The organism is Actinomadura rugatobispora, from assembly GCF_055379765.1.
Window position 1 is genome coordinate 10,213,404 of record NZ_AP029191.1, and the last position, 21,477, is coordinate 10,234,880.

Sequence of the window (21,477 nt, forward strand, 5' to 3'; positions counted from 1 at the left end):
AAGGTCATGCCGAACGCTGACGACAAGCTGGTCCGGGCGCTGCGCAGCGCGCTGAAGGAGAACGAGCGGCTCCGCCAGGCGAACCTGGAGGTGACCGCCGCGTCCAACGAGGCGATCGCGATCATCGGGATGGGCTGCCGCTTCCCCGGAGGGGTCCGCACACCGCGGGAGTTCTGGCGGCTGCTCGCCGACGGCGCCGACGCCGTCTCCCCGTTCCCCGCCGACCGGGGCTGGGACCCCGCGCTCTACGACCCCGACCCCGAGCGGGGCGGCCGGTCCTACACGCGCGAGGGCGGCTTCCTGCACGACGCGGCCGAGTTCGACCCCGCCTTCTTCGGGATCAGCCCGCGCGACGCGGTGGGCATCGACCCCCAGCAGCGGCTGCTCCTGGAGGTCTCCTGGGAGACCCTCGAAAGCGCCGGCGTCGTCCCCGGCGCGCTGCGCGGCACCGACACGGGCGTGTTCGCCGGCGTGATGCACGGCGACTACGGCGCCCGCCTGTCCAAGGTGCCGACGAACCTGGAAGCCAACATCGGCATCGGCAGCGCCGGCAGCGTCCTGTCCGGCCGCATCGCCTACACCTTTGGGCTGCAGGGCCCTGCGGTGACGGTGGACACGGCCTGCTCGTCGTCGCTGGTGGCCCTGCACCTGGCCACGCAGTCGCTGCGCCGGGGCGAGTGCTCGCTCGCTCTGGCCGGCGGTGCGACCGTGATGGCCACGCCCAGCGTCTTCCTCCAGTTCAGCCGCCAGCGCGGCCTGGCGCCCGACGGCCGGAGCAAGCCGTTCGCCGAGGGCGCGGACGGGCTCGGCTGGGGGGAGGGCGTGGGGGTGCTGCTGCTGGAGCGGCTGTCGGACGCCCTCCGCAACGGCCGTCGCGTGCTCGCCGTCCTGCGCGGCACCGCCGTCAACCAGGACGGCGCCAGCCACGGCCTGACCGCGCCCAACGGCCCCTCTCAGGAGCGGGTGATCCGCCAGGCGCTGGCCAACGCCGGGGTGTCGGCGACCGATGTGGACGTGGTGGAGGGGCACGGTACGGGGACGCGTCTGGGTGATCCGATCGAGGCGCAGGCGTTGCTGGCGACCTATGGGCAGGGGCGTTCGGCTGATCGTGCGTTGTTGCTGGGTTCGGTGAAGTCGAACATCGGTCATGCCCAGGCGGCGGCGGGTGTGGCGGGTGTGATCAAGATGGTGCTGGCGATGCGGCACGCTGTGGTGCCCGGATCGCTGCACGTGGACGCCCCTTCCTCGCGGGTGGACTGGTCCTCGGGCGCGATCGAGCTGGCGACCGAGGCCGTGCCGTGGGAGGTGGATGGCCGTCCGCGGCGTGCGGGGGTGTCCTCGTTCGGGATCAGCGGCACCAACACGCACGTGATCCTCGAAGAGGCCCCCGAGGAGGCCGCGGCCGCCCCGCCGGAGCGGACCTCCCGGCAGGAAGGGCCGGTCCTGCTGCCGCTGTCGGCGCGGAACGCCGACGCGCTGCGGGAGCAGGCCGCCCGGCTGGTTCCGCTGCTGGAGGAACGTCCTGACCTGGACCCGGCCGATGTCGGGTTCTCACTGGCGAACACCCGCACCGCCATGGAACACCGCGCGGTCGTGGTGGGCGACGGCCCGGCGGACTTGCTGCGCGGTCTGAAGGCGCTGGCCGAGGGGGCCCCCGACGCCGTTGTGGTGCCCGGGACGGTGACGCGCGGGTCGGTCGCGGTGCTGTTCTCCGGTCAGGGCGCGCAGCGGCTGGGGATGGGCCGGGAGCTGTACGAGGCGTTCCCGGTGTTCGCGAGCGCGTTCGACGAGGTGTGCGGCGGGTTCGCGGGCCTGCTGGACGAGCCGCTGCGCGAGGTGGTGTGGGAGCGGGAAGACCTCATCGATCAGACGGTCTTCACCCAGGCGGGCCTGTTCGCCTTCGAGGTCGCGTCGTTCCGCCTGCTGGAGTCGTGGGGCGTGTCGGCCGACTTCGTGGGCGGGCATTCGATCGGTGAGCTGGCGGCCGCGCACGTGGCGGGGGTGTGGTCGCTGGAGGATGCGTGCAAGGTCGTGGCGGCGCGCGGCCGGTTGATGCAGGCCCTGCCGGACGGCGGGGTCATGGTCGCGGTCCGCGCTTCCGAGGCCGAGGTCACGCCGTTGCTGGGCGACGGTGTGGGGCTGGCGGCGGTGAACGGGCCGGAGTCGGTGGTGCTGTCGGGCGCCCGGGACGCCGTGCAGGCGGTCGTGGGTGAACTGGAGGCGCGCGGGATCAGAACGACCCGGTTGCGGGTGTCGCACGCTTTCCACTCGGCGCTGATGGACCCGATGCTGGAGGAGTTCGGGGCCGTCCTCGAAGGGGTGGAGTACGGCCGGCCGCGCATTCCGATGGTGTCGAACCTGACGGGCCGCATGGTCGATGCGGGCGAGGTGACCGATCCCCGGTACTGGGTGCGGCACGTCCGCGAGACCGTCCGGTTCTGTGACGGGGTTCGGGCGCTGGAGGCCGAAGGTGTGGCCCGGTTCGTGGAGGTCGGGCCGTCGGCGGTGCTGTCGGCGTCCGGCCCGGAGTGCCTGGAGGGCGATGAAGTCGGGTTCGTCGCGCTGTGGCGCAAGGACGAGCCCGAGGTGCGGGCCTTCTCCCGGGGGATGGCGCGGTTGTGGAGCGCCGGAGTCGCCTTGGACTGGCAGACGATCTTCAACGCCGCCGAGCGGCGACCTGTCGAAGACCTGCCCACCTACCCCTTCCAACGTCAGCACTACTGGCTCTACGACTCCGCCGAAGCGGCCGCCGACACGGAAGACTCCGGTTTCTGGACGGCCGTCGAGCAGGGCGACGCGGAAGGACTCGGCCGCACCCTCGGAATAGCGGACGGAGACGACGAGGAGGCTCTGCGCAGCCTCCTGCCCAAACTGTCCTCGTGGCGCCGGCTCCGGGACGACCAGTCAACCGTGGACGGCTGGCGCTACCGGATCGACTGGCGCGCCCTGCCGGACACCGCCGTGCCGCAGTCCCCGCAGAGATGGCTCATCGTGGTCCCGGACGGCCACGCCCGCCACGCGCTGGTGCCCGACCCGTCCCTGCTGGAGAAGCGCGGCATCACCGCCGTCACGCTGGAACCGGCCGAGTCCGACCGCAGCGGCCTCGCCGCGCGGATCGACGACCTCGAGGCGAAGGGCGGGCCGTTCGACCGGGTGCTGTCCCTCTTGGCGCTCGACGACGAGCCGCATCCAGAGCATCCGGCCGTGGCGCGGCGCCTCGCGAACACCGTCCTGCTGGTGCGGGCCCTGGACGACTCCGGCATCAAGGCGCCCCTCTGGGTGGGCACGAGCGGCGCGGTGTCCGTCGGCGCCGCCGACCCCGGGCCAGAGCCCGGTCAGGCCGGGCTCTGGGGGCTCGGCCGGTCGATCTGCCTGGAACGGCCCGGAAGATGGGGCGGGCTCGTCGACCTCCCCGCTCACCTGGACGACCGGACGCTGGACCGGTTCGTCGGCGTGGTCGCCGGTGACTCGTCCGAGGACCAGGTCGTCGTGCGCGCGTCCGGCCTGTTCGGGTGCCGGCTGCGCCCCGCCCCGCTGCCGGACGCGTCCAGCCCGCCGCCGGCGTGGCGGCCGCGCGGTTCCGTGCTGGTCACGGGCGGCACCGGCGGCATCGGAGCGGCCGTCGCCCGCCGGCTGGCCGAGAACGGAGCCGGGCATCTCGTCCTCACCAGCCGCCGGGGCGCCGCGGCTCCGGGCGCGGACCGGCTCGCCGCCGAGGTCGAGGCCGCCGGAGCGCGGGTGTCGATCGTGGCCTGCGACGTGACGGACCGCTCGACCCTGAGCGACCTGCTTGCGGAGCACGAGGTGACGGCGGTCTTCCACACCGCGGGGGTCGGCGGCCAGGGCGGGCTCGACGAGTTCAACGCGGCCGACGCCGCCGCCGTGCTCGGCGCCAAGGTGACCGGGGCCGAACTCCTCGACGAGCTCCTCGACCGCGAACTGGACGCGTTCGTCTGCTTCTCCTCGGTGGCCGGTATCTGGGGCGGCGCGGCGGAGGCCGTGTACGCCGCGGCGAACGCCTCTCTGGACGCCCTGGCGCGGCGGAGGCGGGCGCGTGGACTCAAGGCGTCCACGGTCGCGTTCGGGCTGTGGGCCGGTGAAGGCATGGCCTCCGGCCTCGACATCGACCAGAAGCTGATCCAGCAGGGCATCCGCGCCATGGCCCCGCCGCTGGCCCTGCTCGCGCTCGGGCGGGCACTGGACCACGACGATCCCGAAGTGGTCATCGCCGACATCGACTGGGAACGGTTCGCGCCGATCTTCACGGCCCTCCGGCCCAGCCCGCTGCTCGCCGGGATCCCCGAGGTCGAACGGCTGCTCAACGCCCCGGAGGCCGCACCCGAGGCCGCGACCGAGAAGTCCGGGCTCGCGGCACGCCTCGCCGGACTGCCCGACGCGAGGCGCGAGCAGGCGCTCCTGGAGATCGTCCGAGCCGAGGCGGCCGCGGTGCTCCAGCACGCCTCGATCGAGGCCGTCCCCGCCGACCGGGCCTTCCGCGACATCGGCTTCGAGTCGGTGACGGCCGTCGAGCTGCGCAACCGCCTGAACGCCGCGACCGGCCTGACGCTTCCGGCCACGCTGACGTTCGACCAGCCCAACGCCGCCGCGGTCGCGCGCTACATCAAGGGGCTGCTGACCGACGACGGACCTCGCCGGGCGACCGCGGTGGCGGTGGCCGCGCCGGTCGACGAGCCGATCGCCATCGTGGCGATGGGCTGCCGCTACCCGGGAGGGGTGCGGTCGCCCGAGGACCTGTGGCGCCTGGTCGACCGCGGCGAGGACGCCATGTCGGACTTCCCCCGCGACCGGGGCTGGGACGTCGACAGGCTCTACGACCCCGAGCCCGGCCTTCCGGGCAAGCACTACGCGCGCGCCGGCGGCTTCCTCGACGACGTGGCCGGGTTCGACGCCGAGTTCTTCGGAATCTCCCCACGCGAGGCGCGGCTGCTGGACCCCCAGCAGCGGCTGCTGCTGGAGAGCTCGTGGGAGGCCCTGGAGAACGCGGGCATCGACCCCGCCTCGACCCACGGCGACCAGATCGGCGTCTTCGTCGGTACGAACAACCTGCAGGACTACCTCGTCGACGTCAACAACTCCACGAGCGTCCTCTCGGGCCGGATCTCCTACACCTTCGGATGGGAGGGCCCATCGGTCGCCGTCGACACGGCGTGCTCGTCGTCGCTGGTCGCGATGCACCTGGCCGCGCAGTCGCTGCGGCAGGGCGAATGCTCGCTGGCGCTGGCGGGCGGCGTGACGGTGATGGCGACACCGCAGCCGTTCATCCACTTCTCCCGCCAGCGCGGGCTGGCTCCGGACGGCCGGTGCAAGGCGTTCTCGGCCGCCGCCGATGGGACGGGCTGGGCCGAGGGCGCGGGCGTACTGGTGCTGGAGCGGTTGTCCGACGCCCGCCGCAACGGCCACCGCGTGCTCGCTCTGCTCCGGGGCAGCGCGGTCAACCAGGACGGCGCCTCCAACGGCCTGACCGCCCCGAACGGTCCCTCGCAGGAGCGGGTGATCCGCCAGGCGCTGGCCAACGCGGGGCTGTCGGCCTCCGACGTGGACGTCGTCGAGGGCCACGGCACGGGGACGCGTCTGGGCGACCCGATCGAGGCCCAGGCGCTGCTGGCGACCTACGGTCAGGACCGCCCGGGTGGCCGGCCACTGCTGCTGGGGTCGGTGAAGTCGAACATCGGCCACGCCCAGGCGGCCGCCGGTGTGGCCGGTGTGATCAAGATGGTGCAGGCGATGCGGCAGGGGATCGTCCCCAAGTCGTTGCACCTGGACGCCCCGTCCGGAGAGGTGGACTGGTCGTCCGGCGCGGTGCAACTGCTGACCGAGGCGGTGCCGTGGGAGGCGGACGATCGTCCGCGGCGGGCCGGGGTGTCCTCGTTCGGCGTGAGCGGCACCAACGCGCACGTGATCGTCGAGGAGATGCCCGAAGAGGAACCCGCTGCCACGGCCGAACCCGCCGGCGAGGTGCTGCCGGTGGTGCCGTGGGCGGTGTCCGCGCGCAGCACCGACGCCCTGCGCGAGCAGGCGTCCCGGCTGGCGTCGTGGCTGGACGAGCGCCCTGAGCTGGATCTCGTCGATGTCGGGTTCTCGTTGGCGACCACGCGTTCGGCGATGCACCACCGGGCGGTCGTCGTCGGGGCGGACCGCGATGAGCTGATCGCCGGCCTGACCGAACTGGCCGGAAACGCCGCGCCGCGCACGGACGATCTTCCGGGCGGCCGGACGGCCGTGCTGTTCTCGGGCCAGGGCGCGCAGCGGTCGGGGATGGGCCGGGAGTTGTACGAGTCATTCCCGGTGTTCGCGAGCGCGTTCGACGAGGTGTGCGCTGAGTTCGACGGCCTGCTCGATGGGTCGCTGCGCGAGGTCGTGTGGGAGCGCCCGGACTTGATCGATCAGACGGTGTTCACGCAGGCGGGCCTGTTCGCGTTCGAGGTGGCGCTGTTCCGTCTGCTGGAGTCATGGGGCGTGCGGCCCGACTACGTCGGTGGTCATTCGATCGGTGAGCTGGTGGCCGCTCATGTGGCCGGGGTGTGGTCCCTTGAGGACGCGTGCAAGGTGGTGGCGGCGCGTGGCCGGTTGATGCAGGCGCTCCCAGAAGGCGGTGCGATGGTCGCCGTAGCCGCCGCTGAGGAGGACGTCACACCGCTCTTGGAGGGTGGTGTGGAGATCGCCGCCGTCAACGGCCCGGCCTCGGTGGTGATCTCCGGTGATCAGGACGCCGTAGCCTCGGTGGCCAAGGCGCTGGAGGAGCGAGGGGTCAAGGCGACGCGGTTGCGGGTGTCGCACGCGTTCCATTCCGCGCACATGGATCCGATGCTGGAGGACTTCGCCAAGGAGCTGGCTTCCGTGCAGTCCCACGCTCCGCGTCTGGGGTTGGTGTCGAATCTGACGGGCCGGTTGGTCGAGTCCGACGAGGTGACGACCCCCGAGTACTGGGTCCGGCACGTCCGCGAGACCGTCCGGTTCTGTGACGGGGTTCGTGCGCTGGAGGCCGAGGGCGTGGCCCACTTCGTGGAGGTGGGGCCGTCGGCGGTGCTGTCGGCGACGGGGGCGGGTGAGTTCATCCCCGTGTCGCGCAAGGACCAGCCTGAGGTGTCGTCGGTGATCGGTGCGTTGGGACGGCTCTGGACGCGCGGCGGGCCGGTGTCCTGGGCGCCGGTGTTCGCGGGCACCGCCGCCCAGCGCGTCGATCTGCCCACCTACCCCTTCCAGCGCCGCCGCTACTGGCTCGACACTTCCGCCGTTCCCGGGAATCTGGGCTCGGCCGGCCTCGTGGCGGCGGAGCATCCGCTGCTCGGCGCGGCCGTTCCGCTGGCCGACTCGGAGACGACGGTGCTGACCGGGCGGCTGTCGGCCGGGACACAGTCATGGCTGGCCGATCACCGGGTGACCGACGCGGTCGTGTTCCCGGGGACCGGGTTCGTGGAGCTGGCCTTCCGCGCGGGCGACCAGGTCGGGTGCGGGCTGCTGGAGGAGCTGACCCTGGAGGCGCCGCTGGTGCTGCCCGAGGCGGGCGGGGTGCCGATCCAGGTCGTGGTCGATCCCCCCGGCGAGGACGGGCGGCGGAGGCTCACCGTGCACTCGCGCGCCGAGGACGCCCCGCCCGAGGCGCCGTGGACGCGTCACGCCGAGGGTGTCCTCTCACCGGACACCCCGCCGGAGCCGGCCGCCGATCCGGGTGTGTGGCCGCCGGAGGGCGCGACGCCGATCCCGGTCGAGGACATCTACGACCGTGCCGCCGAGGGCGGGCTGGACTACGGGACCGCCTTCCGGGGGCTGCGGGCAGCCTGGCGGCTGGGCGACGAGGTCTGCGCCGAGGTCGCCCTTCCCGACGATCTGCACGACGGCGCCGGGCGCTTCGGCGTGCACCCGGCCCTGCTCGACGCCGCGTTGCACACGCTCGGCCTCACCGATCACCCGGACGCGGGGGCGGCCCTGCCGTTCGCCTGGAACCGGGTGGCGCTGCACGCGGCCGGGGCCGCGAGCCTGCGGGTACGGGTCGCGGTCGCCGACGGCGGCGCCGTGTCCGTGGACGCCACCGACGCCACGGGAGCCCCGGTGGCGTCGATCGGGTCGCTGGTCCTGCGGCGGTTCTCGGCCGTGCGCCCGGCCGACGCCGGAAAGAACGTGCGGGACTGGCTGTACCGGGTCGAGTGGAACGCCGCCGAGGCCGGTGCGACCGGCCCGGAGGTCGTCGACTCCGACGACGTCGACGAACTGCGCGCGGCGCTGGACGCGGGCGCTCCGGTGCCGGAGGCGGTCGTGTTCCCGGCTGGGCCGGTGGACGCGGGCGAGACGCCCGCCGCCGTCCGCGCCGCGACAGGCCGGGTGCTGGGGGCTCTGCAATCCTGGCTCGCCGACGAGCGGCTCGCCGAGTCCAGGCTGGTGGTCCTCACCCGGGGCGCCGTGGAGCCCGGCGCGGACGCGCCCGCCGACCTGCCCGGAGCCGCCGTGTGGGGCCTCGTGCGGTCCGCGCAGTCCGAGCATCCCGGGCAGTTCGTGCTGGCCGACGTGGACGACGCCCCGGACTCGCGGAGTGTCCTGCCTTCCGCCCTGGGGACGGGCGAGCCGCAGCTGGCGATCCGCGCCGGTGCGATCAGCGTTCCCCGCCTGGTCCGCGCGGCGGACACGGCCGGGACGGCCGATCTCGACCTCGCCGAGGGCACCGTGCTGATCACCGGCGGCACCGGGGGCCTGGGCGCCGTGGTCGCCCGGCACCTGGTCGCCGAGCGCGGCGCCCGGCGGCTCCTCCTGGTCAGCCGGCGCGGTGCCGGCGCGCCCGGCGCCCGGGACCTGTGCGCTGAACTGACCGGGCTGGGCGCGGCCGAGGTCACGCTCGCGGCCTGCGACGTCGCCGACAGGGACGCGCTCGCCGCCGTGCTGGCCGCCGTCCCGGCAGAGCACCCGCTCACGGCGGTGGTGCACACCGCCGGGGTCCTGGACGACTCCCTGGTGACGGCGCTGGACACGGACGGGCTCGACACCGTGCTGCGCCCGAAGGCGGACGGGGCGTGGCACCTGCACGACCTGACCGAGGGCCTCGATCTCAAGCTCTTCGTGCTGTTCTCCGCGACCGCCGGTGTCCTCGGGACCCCGGGCCAGGGCAACTACGCGGCGGCGAACGCGTTCCTGGACGGGCTCGCCGCCGTCCGCCGCTCCCACGGCCTGCCCGCGGTCGCGATGGCGTGGGGACTGTGGGAGCAGGCCAGCGAGATGACCGCGCACCTCACGGCCGCGGAGATGAAGCGGGTCGAGCGGGTCGGGGTCGCGCCGCTGCCCGCCGAGGACGCGCTGGCCCTGTTCGACCTCGCCTCCGCCGCGGACCTCGCCGCGGTCGTCCCCGCGCGGCTGAGCACGGCGTCGTTGCGCGCCCAGCGGGATTCGGGGCTGCTGCCGCCGCTGCTGAGCGGTCTGGTGCCGGAAGCGCGGCGCCGGGCGGTGGCCGCGTCCGCCGAGGCCGGCGGCTCCTCGCTCCTGACGCGGCTCGCGGCGATGACGGGGGAGGACCGCGCGCAGGCGCTGCTGTCCCTGGTCCGCGCCGAGGTGGCCACCGTGCTCGGGCACGCCACGACCGAGGCGATCAGGCCCGGCCGGGCGTTCGACGAACTCGGCTTCGACTCGCTCACGGCGGTCGAGCTGCGCAACCGACTCATCGCCGCGACCGGTGTGCGGCTGCCGGCCACGCTGATGTTCGACCATCCGACGCCGGCGGCGATGGCCGAGTACCTGGATCTCCAGGTGCGCCCGCCGCAGGAGGCGGCGGAGGTGTCGCTGCTGGGCGGGCTGGACCGGCTCGAGCAGATCTTCGCGGAGCCGGACTCCGCCGAGATCGGGACGCTCGACGCGGCGGCCCGGGCGGACGTGGCCGAGCGCCTGGGCAGGCTGCTCGACCGGTGGCGGGAGAGGAACGCGGCGACCGCCGGCGCGGGCGTCGCCGACCGGCTGGAGTCGGCGTCCGACGACGAGATCTTCGACTTCATCGACAAGAAGCTGGGCCAATGACCACCCTCACCCCGGGCGGGGCGGAACCGACGGAGTCCTGATGGCGAACGAAGCGAAGCTCCGCGACTACCTCAAGCGGGTCACCGCCGAGCTGCACACCACGAGCGAGCGCCTGCGCGAGGTGACCGAGCAGGCGAGCGAGCCGGTCGCGATCGTGGGCATGAGCTGCCGCTACCCGGGCGGCGTGCGGTCTCCCGAGGATCTGTGGTCGCTGGTGGAGGAGGGCCGGGACGCGATCTCGGGGTTCCCCGCGGACCGCGGCTGGGACCCGGCGACGCTGTACGACCCGGACCCGGAGCGGCGCGGCACGAGCTACACCGACCAGGGCGGGTTCCTGCACGACGCGGCCGAGTTCGACGCGGCGTTCTTCGGGATGTCGCCGCGGGAGGCGATGACGAGCGATCCGCAGCACCGGCTGGTGCTGCAGACGGCCTGGGAGGCGCTGGAGCGGGCCGGGATCGCGGCCGGCTCGCTGCGGGGCAGCCGGACCGGGGTGTTCACCGGCCTGATGTACCACGACTACGGCGTGCGCGTGCGGGCCCGCGGCATGGAGGAGTACGAGGCCTACCTGGGGAACGGCACCACGGGCGCCGTCGCCTCCGGCCGGGTGTCCTACACGCTGGGGCTGGAGGGGCCCGCCGTCACCGTCGACACCGCGTGCTCGTCCTCCCTGGTGGCGCTGCATCTGGCCGTCCAGGCGCTGCGCACCCGGGAGTGCGGCCTGGCGCTGGCGGGCGGGGCGACGGTGATGGCCACGCCGGGCACGTTCGTCGAGTTCAGCCGCCAGCGGGGGCTGTCGCCGGACGGGCGCTGCAAGTCGTTCGCCGCCGCGGCGGACGGCGTCGGCTGGGGCGAGGGCGTCGGCATGCTCGTCCTGGAGCGGTTGTCGGACGCCCTCGGCAACGGGCACCCCGTCCTGGCCGTCGTGCGCGGCACCGCGGTGAACCAGGACGGCGCCAGCAACGGCCTGACGGCGCCCAACGGCCCCTCGCAGCAGCGGGTGATCCGGCAGGCGCTGGCCAACGCGCGGCTCACGTCCCGTGACATCGACGCCGTCGAGGCGCACGGCACCGGCACCAGGCTGGGCGACCCGATCGAGGCGCAGAGCCTGCTGGCGGTGTACGGCCGGGAGCGGCAGGACGACGATCCCCTGTGGCTGGGATCGCTGAAGTCCAACATCGGGCACACGCAGGCCGCCGCGGGCGTGGGCGGGATCATCAAGATGGTCATGGCGATGCGGCACGGGCAACTGCCGCGGACGCTGCACGTGGACGCGCCGTCGCCGGAGGTGGACTGGTCGGAGGGCGCGGTCGAGCTGCTCACCGAGGCGAGGCCGTGGCCCGAGCGTGACCGGCCGCGGCGCGCCGCGGTGTCCTCGTTCGGGGTCAGCGGCACCAACGCCCACGTGGTGCTGGAGGCGCACGCCGCGGAGGAGCCCGTGGAGGAGCCCCCGGCTGCGGAGGGCGCGGCGCCGGCCGTGCTGCCCTGGGTGGTGTCGGCTCGGGACGAGGACGCGCTGCGCGCCCAGGCCGCGCGCCTGCTCTCCTTCGTGGACGACCATCCCGGGTCGGGCCCCGCCGACGTGGGGCTGTCGCTGGTGACCACCCGGTCGACGTTCGAGTACCGCGCGGTCGTGACCGGCACCGACCTGGACACCCTGCGCGCGGGCCTGTCCGCGCTCGCCGAGGGCGCCCCGGCCGCCGGGCTGACCCAGGGCGTGGAGGGCGAGGGCGGCAAGGCCGTCTTCGTGTTCCCCGGGCAGGGGTCCCAGTGGCAGGGGATGGCACTGGACCTGCTGGACTCCTCGCCCGCCTTCGCCGCCGAACTGGAGGCGTGCGCGGCGGCGCTGGCCCCGCACGTGGAGTGGTCCCTGACGGACGTGCTCCGCGGCGTCCCCGGAGCGCCGTCCCTGGACCGGGTGGACGTCGTGCAACCGGCGCTGTTCGCCGTGAACGTGGCACTGGCGGCCTTGTGGCGCGCCCACGGTGTGGAGCCGGCCGCCGTCGTCGGCCACTCGCAGGGGGAGATCGCCGCCGCCTGCGTGGCGGGCGCTCTCACCGTCGAGGACGCCGCCCGGGTCGTCGCGCTGCGGAGCCGGGCCATCGCCGAGGAGCTGGCCGGGCACGGCGGGATGGCGTCGGTGTCGCTGCCGGTCGCGCGGGCGCGCGAGCTGCTGGCGGCGTGGGACGACCGGCTGACCGTGGCGGCGGTCAACGGGCCGTCGTCGGTGGTGGTGTCCGGTGACGCCGCCGCGCTGGAGGAGCTGCTGGCCCGTTGCGCCGCCGAGGAGATCCGGGCCCGCAAGGTCGCGGTCGACTACGCCTCCCACTCGGCGCACGTGGAGAGGATCGAGCGGCGGGTCCTGGACGATCTGGCACCGATCAGCCCGCGCCCGGCGGCGGTGCCGTTCTTCTCGGCGGTCACCGGCGGCCGGCTGGACGGCGACCGGCTCGACGCCGCGTACTGGTACACCAACCTGCGCCGCACGGTCGACTTCGAGCGGGCAGTCCGGGCGGTGCTCGACGAGGAGTACGGGTTCCTCATCGAGGTCAGCCCGCATCCGGTGCTGACCGCCGACGTCCAGGCGACCGCCGACGCGGCCGGCTCCGGCGCGGTGGCGGCCGGGTCCCTGCGCCGCGGCGAGGGCGACCTCCGGCGCTTCGCGATCTCGGCGGCCGAGCTGTTCGTGCGCGGCCTCCCCGTGGACTGGGCGTCCTTCTACGCCGGGTCCGGGGCGCGCCGCGTGCCGCTGCCCACCTATGCCTTCCAGTACCGCCGCTTCTGGCTGGACCTGGTGGAGCCGGGCGGGGACCCCGCCGCGGCGGGCCTGGCCTCGGTGACCCATCCGATCCTGGGCGCCGCCGTGTCGCTGGCGGGCAGGGAGGGCACCGTGCTGACCGGGCGGCTCTCGCTGGAGTCGCATCCGTGGCTGGCCGACCACGCGGTGTTCGGCGCGGTGCTGCTGCCCGGCACGGCCTTCGCGGAGCTGGCCGTCCAGGCCGGTGACCAGGTGGGCTGCCCCGTGCTGGAGGAGCTGACCGTGCACGCGCCGCTGGTGCTGCCCGAGCGGGGGCATGTGCGGCTGCAGGTCGTCGTGGAGCCGGGGGACGGCCCGCACCGGCAGGCCGTGTCGGTGCATTCGCGTCCCGAGGCGGCCGACCCGGACGCGCCCTGGACCCTGCACGCGGACGGCACGCTCGCGACGGCCCTGCCCATCGCGCAGGGCGGCGAGCCGTTCGCGCCGGACGCCTGGCCGCCGCCGGGAGCCGAGCCCGTCCCGCTCGACGGGCTCTACCCGCGGCTCGCCGACCACGGCTACCAGTACGGGCCGGTGTTCCAGGGCCTGCGCGCGATGTGGCGGCGCGGCGAGGAGGTCTTCGCCGAGGTGGAGCTGCCCGAGGACGCCGGCGACGGGGCGTTCGCGCTGCACCCCGCCCTGCTGGACGCCGTGCTCCACACAGGTCTGGTCGACCACGACGGTCCGACGCTGCTGCCGTTCTCGTGGAACGGGGCGGAGCTCTACGCGACGGGTGCGCGGGCGCTGCGCGCACGGGTGGCACCCGTGCCCGAGGGCGGCGTGACCGTGCAGGCGGCGGACGTGGCGGGCGAGCCGGTGTTCTCGGTGGCCCGGCTGGACATGCTGCCGGTGTCGGCCGACGCCGTCCGCGGGGCGGGCTCGGACGGCGCGGGCCTGTACCGCGTGACCTGGACGCCGCTTCCTCCGGCCGGGGCCGTGCCGGTGGGCCGGTTCGCCGTGCTGGGCGAGGACGAGTTCGGCACGGACTGCGAGCGGTACCCGGATCTGGCCGCGCTGGTGGCAGCGGTGGACGCCGGTGGGCCCGTGCCCGAGGCCGTGTTCGCGGCGTGCCCGCCCGAACCCGCCGGCACCGCCGTGCCGGACGCGGTCCGGGCGAGCACCGGGCGGGTGCTCGCGCTCGTCCAGGAATGGCTCGCCGAGGAGCGCTTCGCCGCGTCCCGGCTCGTCCTCCTCACCGGCGCGGCCGTGGCGACCGGCCCGGACGAGGCCGGCGACCCGGTGGGCATGGCGGTGTGGGGCCTGGTGCGGTCCGCGCAGATGGAGCATCCCGACCGGCTCGTCCTGGCCGACGTCGAGGGTGGTGTCCCGGCCGAGGCCGCGCTGGCGCGGGCGCTGGGGACCGACGAGCCGCAGCTCGCCTTCCGCGCCGGCGAGGTGCTCGTGCCCCGGCTGGCCCGCGCCCCCGAGCCGGTAAAGAACCCAGAGCCGGCACAGGCCCCGGAGCCCCGGGACCGGGGCGCGGGCACGGTGCTGATCACCGGTGGCACCGGCGGGCTCGGCGCGCTGCTGGCCCGGCACCTGGTGACCGAGCACGGGGTCCGGCACCTGGTGCTGGCCGGACGCCGCGGCCCCGCCGCGCCGGACGCGGTCCGGTTGCGCGACGAGCTCGCCGGGCTCGGCGCCGAGGTGACCCTGGCGGCGTGCGACGTGGGCGACCGCGCGGAGCTCGACCGGCTGTTCGCCGGGATCCCCGCCGAGCGCCCGCTGACCGCCGTGGTGCACATGGCCGGCGTCCTGGACGACGGCATGATCGACTCGCTCACCCCGGAGCGGATCGCGACGGTGCTGCGGCCCAAGGCGGACGCGGCCTGGCATCTGCACGAGCTGACCCGCGACCGGCCGGACATCGACCTGATCTTCTTCTCCTCGCTGTCCAACGTGTTCGGTGACCCCGGTCAGGGCAACTACGCCGCCGCCAACGCCTTCCTGGACGGCCTGGCCGGCCACCGCAGGGCGCACGGGCTCCCCGCCGTCTCGCTCGCCTGGGGGTTCTGGGAGCAGCGCAGCGGGATGACCGAGCACCTCACCGACGCCGAGGTGGCCCGGATGGCCCGCTCCGGCGTGCGCGGGCTCTCCGGCGCCGAGGGCCTCGCGCTGTTCGACCGGGCCCTGGGCCAGGACGAGCCCGTCCTGGTCCCGGTGCTGCTCGACGTGCCCGCGCTGCGGGCGCGCGACGCGGTGTCGCTGCCCGCGGTCCTGCGCGGGCTCGTCCGCGTGCCCGTGCGCCGGGCCGCCGGCGGGCAGGGAAGCACGGCGGGCAGCACGCTGGCGGACCGGCTGGCCGGGCTGCCCGCCGCCGACGCCGAGACGATGCTGCTTGACCTCGTCACGGCCCATGCCGCCGCGGTGCTCGGACATTCCGGCACCGGCGGGCTCGACCTCCGGCGCGCCTTCCGGGACCTCGGGTTCGACTCGATGACGGCGGTCGAGCTGCGCAACCGGCTCAACCTCGCCACCGGCCTGAAACTGCCCGCGACGCTGGTGTTCGACCACCCCACCGCGGGGGAGCTGGCGGCGTACCTGCGCACCCGGCTGCTCGGCGAGACCGCGGCGTCCGCGACGGCGGCCGCCGCTCCCGTGGCCGCCGGCACCGACCCGATCGCGATCGTCGGGATGGCCTGCCGCTTCCCGGGCGGGGTGAAGGACCCCGACGACCTGTGGCGCCTGGTCGAGTCCGGCCGGGACGGGATGTCGCCGTTCCCGGCCGACCGGGGCTGGAACCTGGAGAACCTGTACGACCCGGATCCGGGCGTTCCGCGCAAGACCCACGCCCAGGCCGGAGGGTTCCTGCACGATGCCGCGGACTTCGACGCGGAGTTCTTCGGGATCGGCCCGCACGAGGCGCTCGCCATGGACCCGCAGCAGCGGCTGCTGCTGGAGACCTCCTGGGAGGCGCTGGAGTCGGCGGGAATCGCCCCCGACACGCTGCGCGGCGGGGACACCGGTGTGTTCGCCGGCGTGATGTACGGCGAGTACGGCTTCGGCCGTGTCACGGACGCGCCGAGCGGGCTGGAGCCGTACCTCGGCAACGGCAGCCTGCCCAGCGTGGCCTCCGGCCGCGTCGCCTACACCTTCGGCCTGCAGGGCCCCACGATGACCGTCGACACCGCCTGCTCGTCCTCGCTGGTGGCGCTGCACCTCGCGGCGCAGGCCCTCCGGCAGGGGGACTGCGGGCTGGCGCTGGCGGGCGGCGTCACGGTGATGGCCTCGCCCGAGGTCCTCATCGGATTCAGCAGCCAGCGCGCCCTGTCGCCGGACGGGCGCTGCAAGGCGTTCGCCGAGTCCGCCGACGGCACCGGGCTGTCGGAGGGCGTCGGCGTGCTCGTCCTCGAACGGCTGTCGGACGCCCGCCGCAACGGGCATCCGGTGCTGGCCGTGGTGCGCGGCTCGGCGGTCAACCAGGACGGGGCCAGCAACGGCCTGACCGCGCCCAACGGCCCGGCGCAGGAGGACCTCATCCGGCGGACGCTCGGCGCCGCCGGGCTGGCCCCGGCCGACGTCGACGTGGTGGAGGCGCACGGGACGGGCACCCGGCTCGGCGATCCGATCGAGGCCCAGGCGCTGCTGGCGACCTACGGCCAGGACCGTCCCGCCGGCCGTCCGCTGCTGCTCGGAACGATCAAGTCCAACATCGGGCACACCCAGGCGGCCGCCGGCGTCGCCGGTGTGATCAAGATGGTGCAGGCGATGCGGCACGGCGTCGTACCGGAGACCCTGCACGTGGACGCCCCGTCCGGCGAGGTGGACTGGGAGCAGGGGGCCGTCGAGCTGGTCACCGCCCGCCGCGCCTGGCCCGGCACCGAGGGGCCGCGCCGCGCCGCCGTGTCCTCCTTCGGGATCAGCGGGACCAACGCGCACGTGATCATCGAACGCCCCGCCGACCCGGCCCCGGAGCCCGCCGCCGGCACGGAACCCGGCCGCGAGGTCCCGTGGCTGCTGTCCGGCCACACCGAGTCCGCCGTCCGGGCGCAGGCAGGGCGCCTGCTGTCGCACCTGGAGCGGCACGCGGAGCCGTCCCTCGCCGACGTCGGCCTGTCCCTGGTGACCTCGCGCGCCGCGCTGGACCACCGGGCCGTGGTGGCCGGTCGCGACCGGGCGGAATTGCTGCGCGGCCTCGCCGCTTTGCGCGACGGTACGCATCCGGTCGAGCTTTCGAGCCCTTCGGCTCGGACCGCCTTCCTGTTCTCCGGCCAGGGTGCGCAACGGGCCGGGATGGGCCGCGCCCTGTACGACACGTTCCCCGCCTACGCCGAGGCGTTCGACGCGGTGTGCGCCGAACTCGACCCCCTCCTGCAGCGCCCGCTCGCCGAGGTAGTGTTCGGCGACGGCGCGGAACTGGACCAGACCGGGTTCGCCCAGCCCGGGCTGTTCGCCGTCGAGGTGGCGATGGTCAGGCTGCTGGAGTCGTGGGGCGTGCGCCCGGCCATGCTCGCCGGGCACTCCGTCGGGGAGGTCGTCGCGGCCCACGTCGCCGGGGTGTTCTCGCTGGCCGACGCCTGCGCGCTGATCGCCGCCCGCGGACGGCTGATGCAGGCGCTGCCCGAGGGCGGCGCGATGGTCGCGGTGCGCGCCGCCGAGGCCGAGGTCCTGCCGCTGCTGACCGGCGACGTGAGCATCGCCGCCGTGAACGGGCCGGAGTCGGTCGTGCTGTCGGGCGACCGGGCGGCCGTCGCGGCGGTCGCCGACCGGTTCGCGGCCGACGGCCGTCCCACCAGGCCGCTGCGCGTCAGCCACGCGTTCCACTCGCCGCTGCTGGAGCCGATGCTGGACGAGTTCGCGGCCGTCGTCGAGGGCCTGGAGACGCGGCCCCCGCGGATCCCGATCGTGTCCAACGTGACCGGGCGGGTGGCCGGGCCGGAGGAGCTGTGCACGCCCGCCTACTGGGTGCGGCACGCTCGCGAGACCGTGCGCTTCCACGACGGCCTCCGGGCGATGACGGACGAGGGCATGACCGCCTTCCTGGAGATCGGCCCGGACGCGGTCCTGACGTCCATGGGCGAGGAGAGCGTCCCCGGCGCGGTGTTCGTCCCGGTCCAGCGGCGCGACCGGTCCGAGCCGGGCGCACTGGCCGAGGCGCTCGGCCGGCTCCACGCGCACGGCGTGCGGATCGACTGGCCGGTCTACTTCTCCGGCGCCCGCCGCGTCGGCCTGCCGACCTACGCCTTCCAGCGCCGCCGGTACTGGCTGGACGCCTCCGCCTCGGCGGGGACGCCCGGCGAGTTCGGCCAGCGGGACACCGGGCACCCGCTGCTGACCGCGGCCGTGCCGCTCGCCGATTCGGACGGCGTGCTGCTGACCGGCCGCGTGTCGCTCGACCGGCACCCGTGGATCGCCGACCACACGGTGCTGGGCTCCGCGCTCCTGCCCGGTACGGGCCTGCTCGAACTGGCCGCGCGGGCGGCGGACGAGGCCGGGGGCGGCGCCGTCCGCGAGCTGACGCTCCAGGCGCCGCTGCCGGTGCCGGAGCGGGGCGCGGTCCTGCTCCAGGTCGTGGTCGGCCCGGAGAACGAGGCGGGCGAGCGTCCGCTCGGCGTGCACGCCAGGCCCGAGGATGAGGAGGAGGACACCGGGGAGGACGCGGGGTGGACCTGCCACGCCACCGGAGTGCTGGGCCCGGCGCGGCCCGCCCCGGTGGCCGATCTGACGCGGTGGCCCCCGCCCGGCGCCGAACCGGTCGGCCTCGACGGGGCCTACGAGGGCCTCGCGGACCGCGGACTCGGCTACGGCCCGGCGTTCCAGGGCGTCACGGCGGTGTGGCGGCGCGGCGACGAGGTGTTCGCCGAGGTCGCCCTGCCCGCCGAGGAGGAGGCGCAGGCGGAGCGTTTCCGCCTGCACCCGGCGCTGTCGGACGCCGCCCTGCACGCGATGCTCCTGGCCGGTCCGGAGGAGGACGAGCTCCGGTTGCCGTTCCTGTGGTCCGGGGTGTCGGTCTACGCCGACGGCGCCGCCGCGTTGCGGGTGCGTCTCGCTCCCGCGGAGGACGGCGGGCTCTCGCTGTACGCCGCGGATACGGCGGGGGCGCCGGTGCTCGTGGTCGACTCGCTGGTCTCGCGGCCGGTCCCCGCGGAGCAGTTGCGCCCCGTAGGCGGGTCCGGGGCCATGTTCCAGGTGGACTGGACGCCCGTGCCCGTTGACGGCACGGGTCCGGCGCGCTGCGCCGTGCTGGGCGATGACGATCTGGGCCTGACCGGTGCCGAACGGCACGCGGACCTCGACGCCCTGGCCGCGGCGGGTCCGGTGCCCGAGCATGTGGTGTTCCCCGTCCCGGACCCGGCCGAAGGGGACTTGCGGGACGCCGCGCGGTCGGTGTCCGCCCGGGTGCTGGCCGTCCTGCAGTCCTGGCTCGCCGACGAGCGCTTCGACGGGTCGTGCCTGACCGTGGTGACCTCGGGTGTCGTGACGGGCCCGTACGAAGCCCCCAACCTCGCGCACGCGCCAGTGTGGGGACTGGTGCGCTCCGCCCGCACGGAGAACCCGGGCCGCTTCGCCCTGGTCGACCTCGACGGCACCGGCGCGTCCCGCGCCGGGCTGGCGGCGGCGATCGGCACGGCTGAGCCGGAACTGTCCCTCCACGACGGCGTGCCGAGGGCGTGCCGCCTGGCCAGGACGGCCGGGGCAGGCGACGCGGAGCGGCCCGCGTTCGCACCCGGCGGCACCGTGCTGATCACCGGTGGCACGGGCGGGCTCGGCGCGCACCTCGCCCGCCGGCTGGTCACCGGGCACGGCGTCCGGCGCCTCGTGCTGGCCGGCCGCCGCGGCCCCGCCGCGCCGGGGGCGGGCGAGCTGGTGGCCGAGCTGACCGGACTGGGCGCGTCCGTCGAGGTCGTCGCCTGCGACGCGGCGGACCGGGACGAGTTGGCCGCGCTGCTGCGGGGCGTCCCGGACGCGCATCCGCTCACCGGCGTCTTCCACACCGCGGGCGTCCTCGACGACGGGGTGATCCCGGCGCTCTCGCCGGAGCGGCTGGAGACGGTGTTCCGGCCCAAGATCGACGCCGCGCTGAACCTGCACGAGCTGACCTCCGGCGACCGGCTCGCCGCGTTCGTGCTGTTCTCCTCGGCGGCCGGGCTGTTCGGCGGCCCCGGGCAGGGCAACTACGCCGCCGCGAACACCTTCCTGGACGCCCTCGCGCAGGCGCGGCGCGCGGCCGGATCACCCGGGCTGTCGCTGGCCTGGGGGGCGTGGGCCGCGGACGGCGGGATGGCCGGCCGGCTGGGCGAGACCGATCTCCGCCGGATGCGCCGTTCCGGGATCGTCCCCCAGAGCGCCGAGGAGAACCTCGCGCGGTTCGACGCCGCGCTCGGTCTCGGCGTGCCGGTGCTCGTGCCCGCCCGGCTGGACTTCACGCGAATCCGGGCCCGGGCCGCCACGGAGGAGGTGCCCGCGATCCTGCGCGGGCTGGTCCGGAGCCGTGGCCGGGCGGCCGCGCGGCCCGCCGACGGACCCGTCCTGGCCCGGCGGCTGGCCGAGGAGCCCGCCGACGAGGGCCTGGTGCTGGGCACGGTGCGCACCCACATCGCCGGCGTGCTCGGCCACGACGGACCCGAGTCGATCGATCCAGACAAGGGGCTGCTGGACCTGGGCCTGGACTCGCTGTCGGCGGTCGAGCTCCGCAACCGCCTCGGCGCGACCAGCGGCCTGCGACTGCCGTCGACGCTGGTGTTCGACTTCCCGACCGCCTCGGCCATCGCCCGGCACCTGTTCGGGGAGCTGACCGGCGGCGGCGAGGCCGCCCTGGAGACCGAGCTCACCCGGCTCGAGTCGGCCCTGGCGGGCACGGAGTGGGACGACGAGCAGCGCCGCCGGATCTCGGCGCGGCTGCGCGGGCTGGCCTCCCGGTGGGACCGGGAGAACGAGGTTCGGGAGGAGACCGAGGCCCTGCGGTCGGCGAGCGCGGCCGAGCTCTTCGAGATCCTGGACGAGGAGCTGCAGCCGTAGGCGCGGTTCAGCGATCGCGTTCCAAGCCGGCGAGGACCGAGGAGATGAAGCATTCGACGCCGAAGTCGAACTGCGCGTCGGCGGGGAGGTCGACCAGGTGCTCGGCGATGGCGACGACGCTCGGGAACTTCGTGGCCGGGAGGGAGGCGTAGAAGTGCCTGCGCTGGCGGCGCAGCTCCGCGCTTTCGGGACGGTCGGTGTGCCCCCAGGGCCGGGGATGCTGGTAGCCGGCGAACCCGAGCGCGTAGGTGATGAGGAAGGAGTAGCAGCGGACGGCCGTCTCCGGGGGCAGGCCCGCCTCCAGGAAGCGGGAGAGGACCCCCTCCATGCCGCCTTCCATGGAGTGCATGCTCATCGTGACCCGGCTGGTCATCAGCTGCACCATGCTGGGGTGCTCCCGCATCATGGAGAGGAAGCCGGTCGCGGCGGCCCGGAGCACGGCCGCGGGGTCCGAGGAGTCGGCCTCGGGGAAGCGGATCCCGCCGAGGACGTGGTCCGCCATCGCGTCGAGGATCTCCTCCTTGCTGCGCACGTACCCGTAGAGGGTCATGGCGCCGACGCCGAGCTCGGAGGCGATGCGGCGGATGGTGAGGTCGTCGAGCCCCTCGGTGTCGGCGATCTTGAGCGAGGCCTCGACGATGCCCTCGAGGCTGACCGTGCGCCCACCGCGCCGTGAACCCGTGCGGGCCATGTGCGCTGACTCCTCC

Annotated in this window: 3 protein-coding genes; 2 read left to right on the top strand and 1 reads right to left on the bottom strand. The window is 75.0% G+C overall.

Annotation, left to right across the window (positions count from 1 at the left end):
• Positions 1-6 precede the first annotated feature (6 nt).
• Together ACZ466_RS45740 and ACZ466_RS45745 are read left to right on the top strand one after the other, a co-directional pair.
• Complete coding sequence (locus ACZ466_RS45740; RefSeq protein ID WP_464041957.1) at positions 7-10,014, top strand: type I polyketide synthase; 10,008 nt, start codon at positions 7-9, stop codon at positions 10,012-10,014.
• 40 nt (positions 10,015-10,054) lie between these two features.
• Complete coding sequence (locus ACZ466_RS45745) at positions 10,055-20,770, top strand: SDR family NAD(P)-dependent oxidoreductase (RefSeq protein ID WP_378292109.1); 10,716 nt, start codon at positions 10,055-10,057, stop codon at positions 20,768-20,770.
• Between the two features lie 7 nt (positions 20,771-20,777).
• Here the strand turns inward: ACZ466_RS45745 and ACZ466_RS45750 are convergent, their stop codons facing one another.
• Positions 20,778-21,461 carry a TetR/AcrR family transcriptional regulator gene (locus ACZ466_RS45750; protein ID WP_378292107.1) on the bottom strand — a complete coding sequence of 228 codons (684 nt, stop codon included), beginning with the start codon at positions 21,459-21,461 and terminating at the stop codon, positions 20,778-20,780.
• Positions 21,462-21,477: the final 16 nt, after the last annotated feature.

Excerpts from the sequence above, each read along its gene's own strand:
- ACZ466_RS45740 (WP_464041957.1), top strand. The coding sequence starts at position 7 with ATGCCGAACGCTGACGACAAGCTGGTCCGGGCGCTGCGCAGCGCGCTG.
- ACZ466_RS45745 (WP_378292109.1), top strand. The coding sequence starts at position 10,055 with ATGGCGAACGAAGCGAAGCTCCGCGACTACCTCAAGCGGGTCACCGCC.
- ACZ466_RS45750 (WP_378292107.1), bottom strand. The coding sequence starts at position 21,461 with ATGGCCCGCACGGGTTCACGGCGCGGTGGGCGCACGGTCAGCCTCGAG.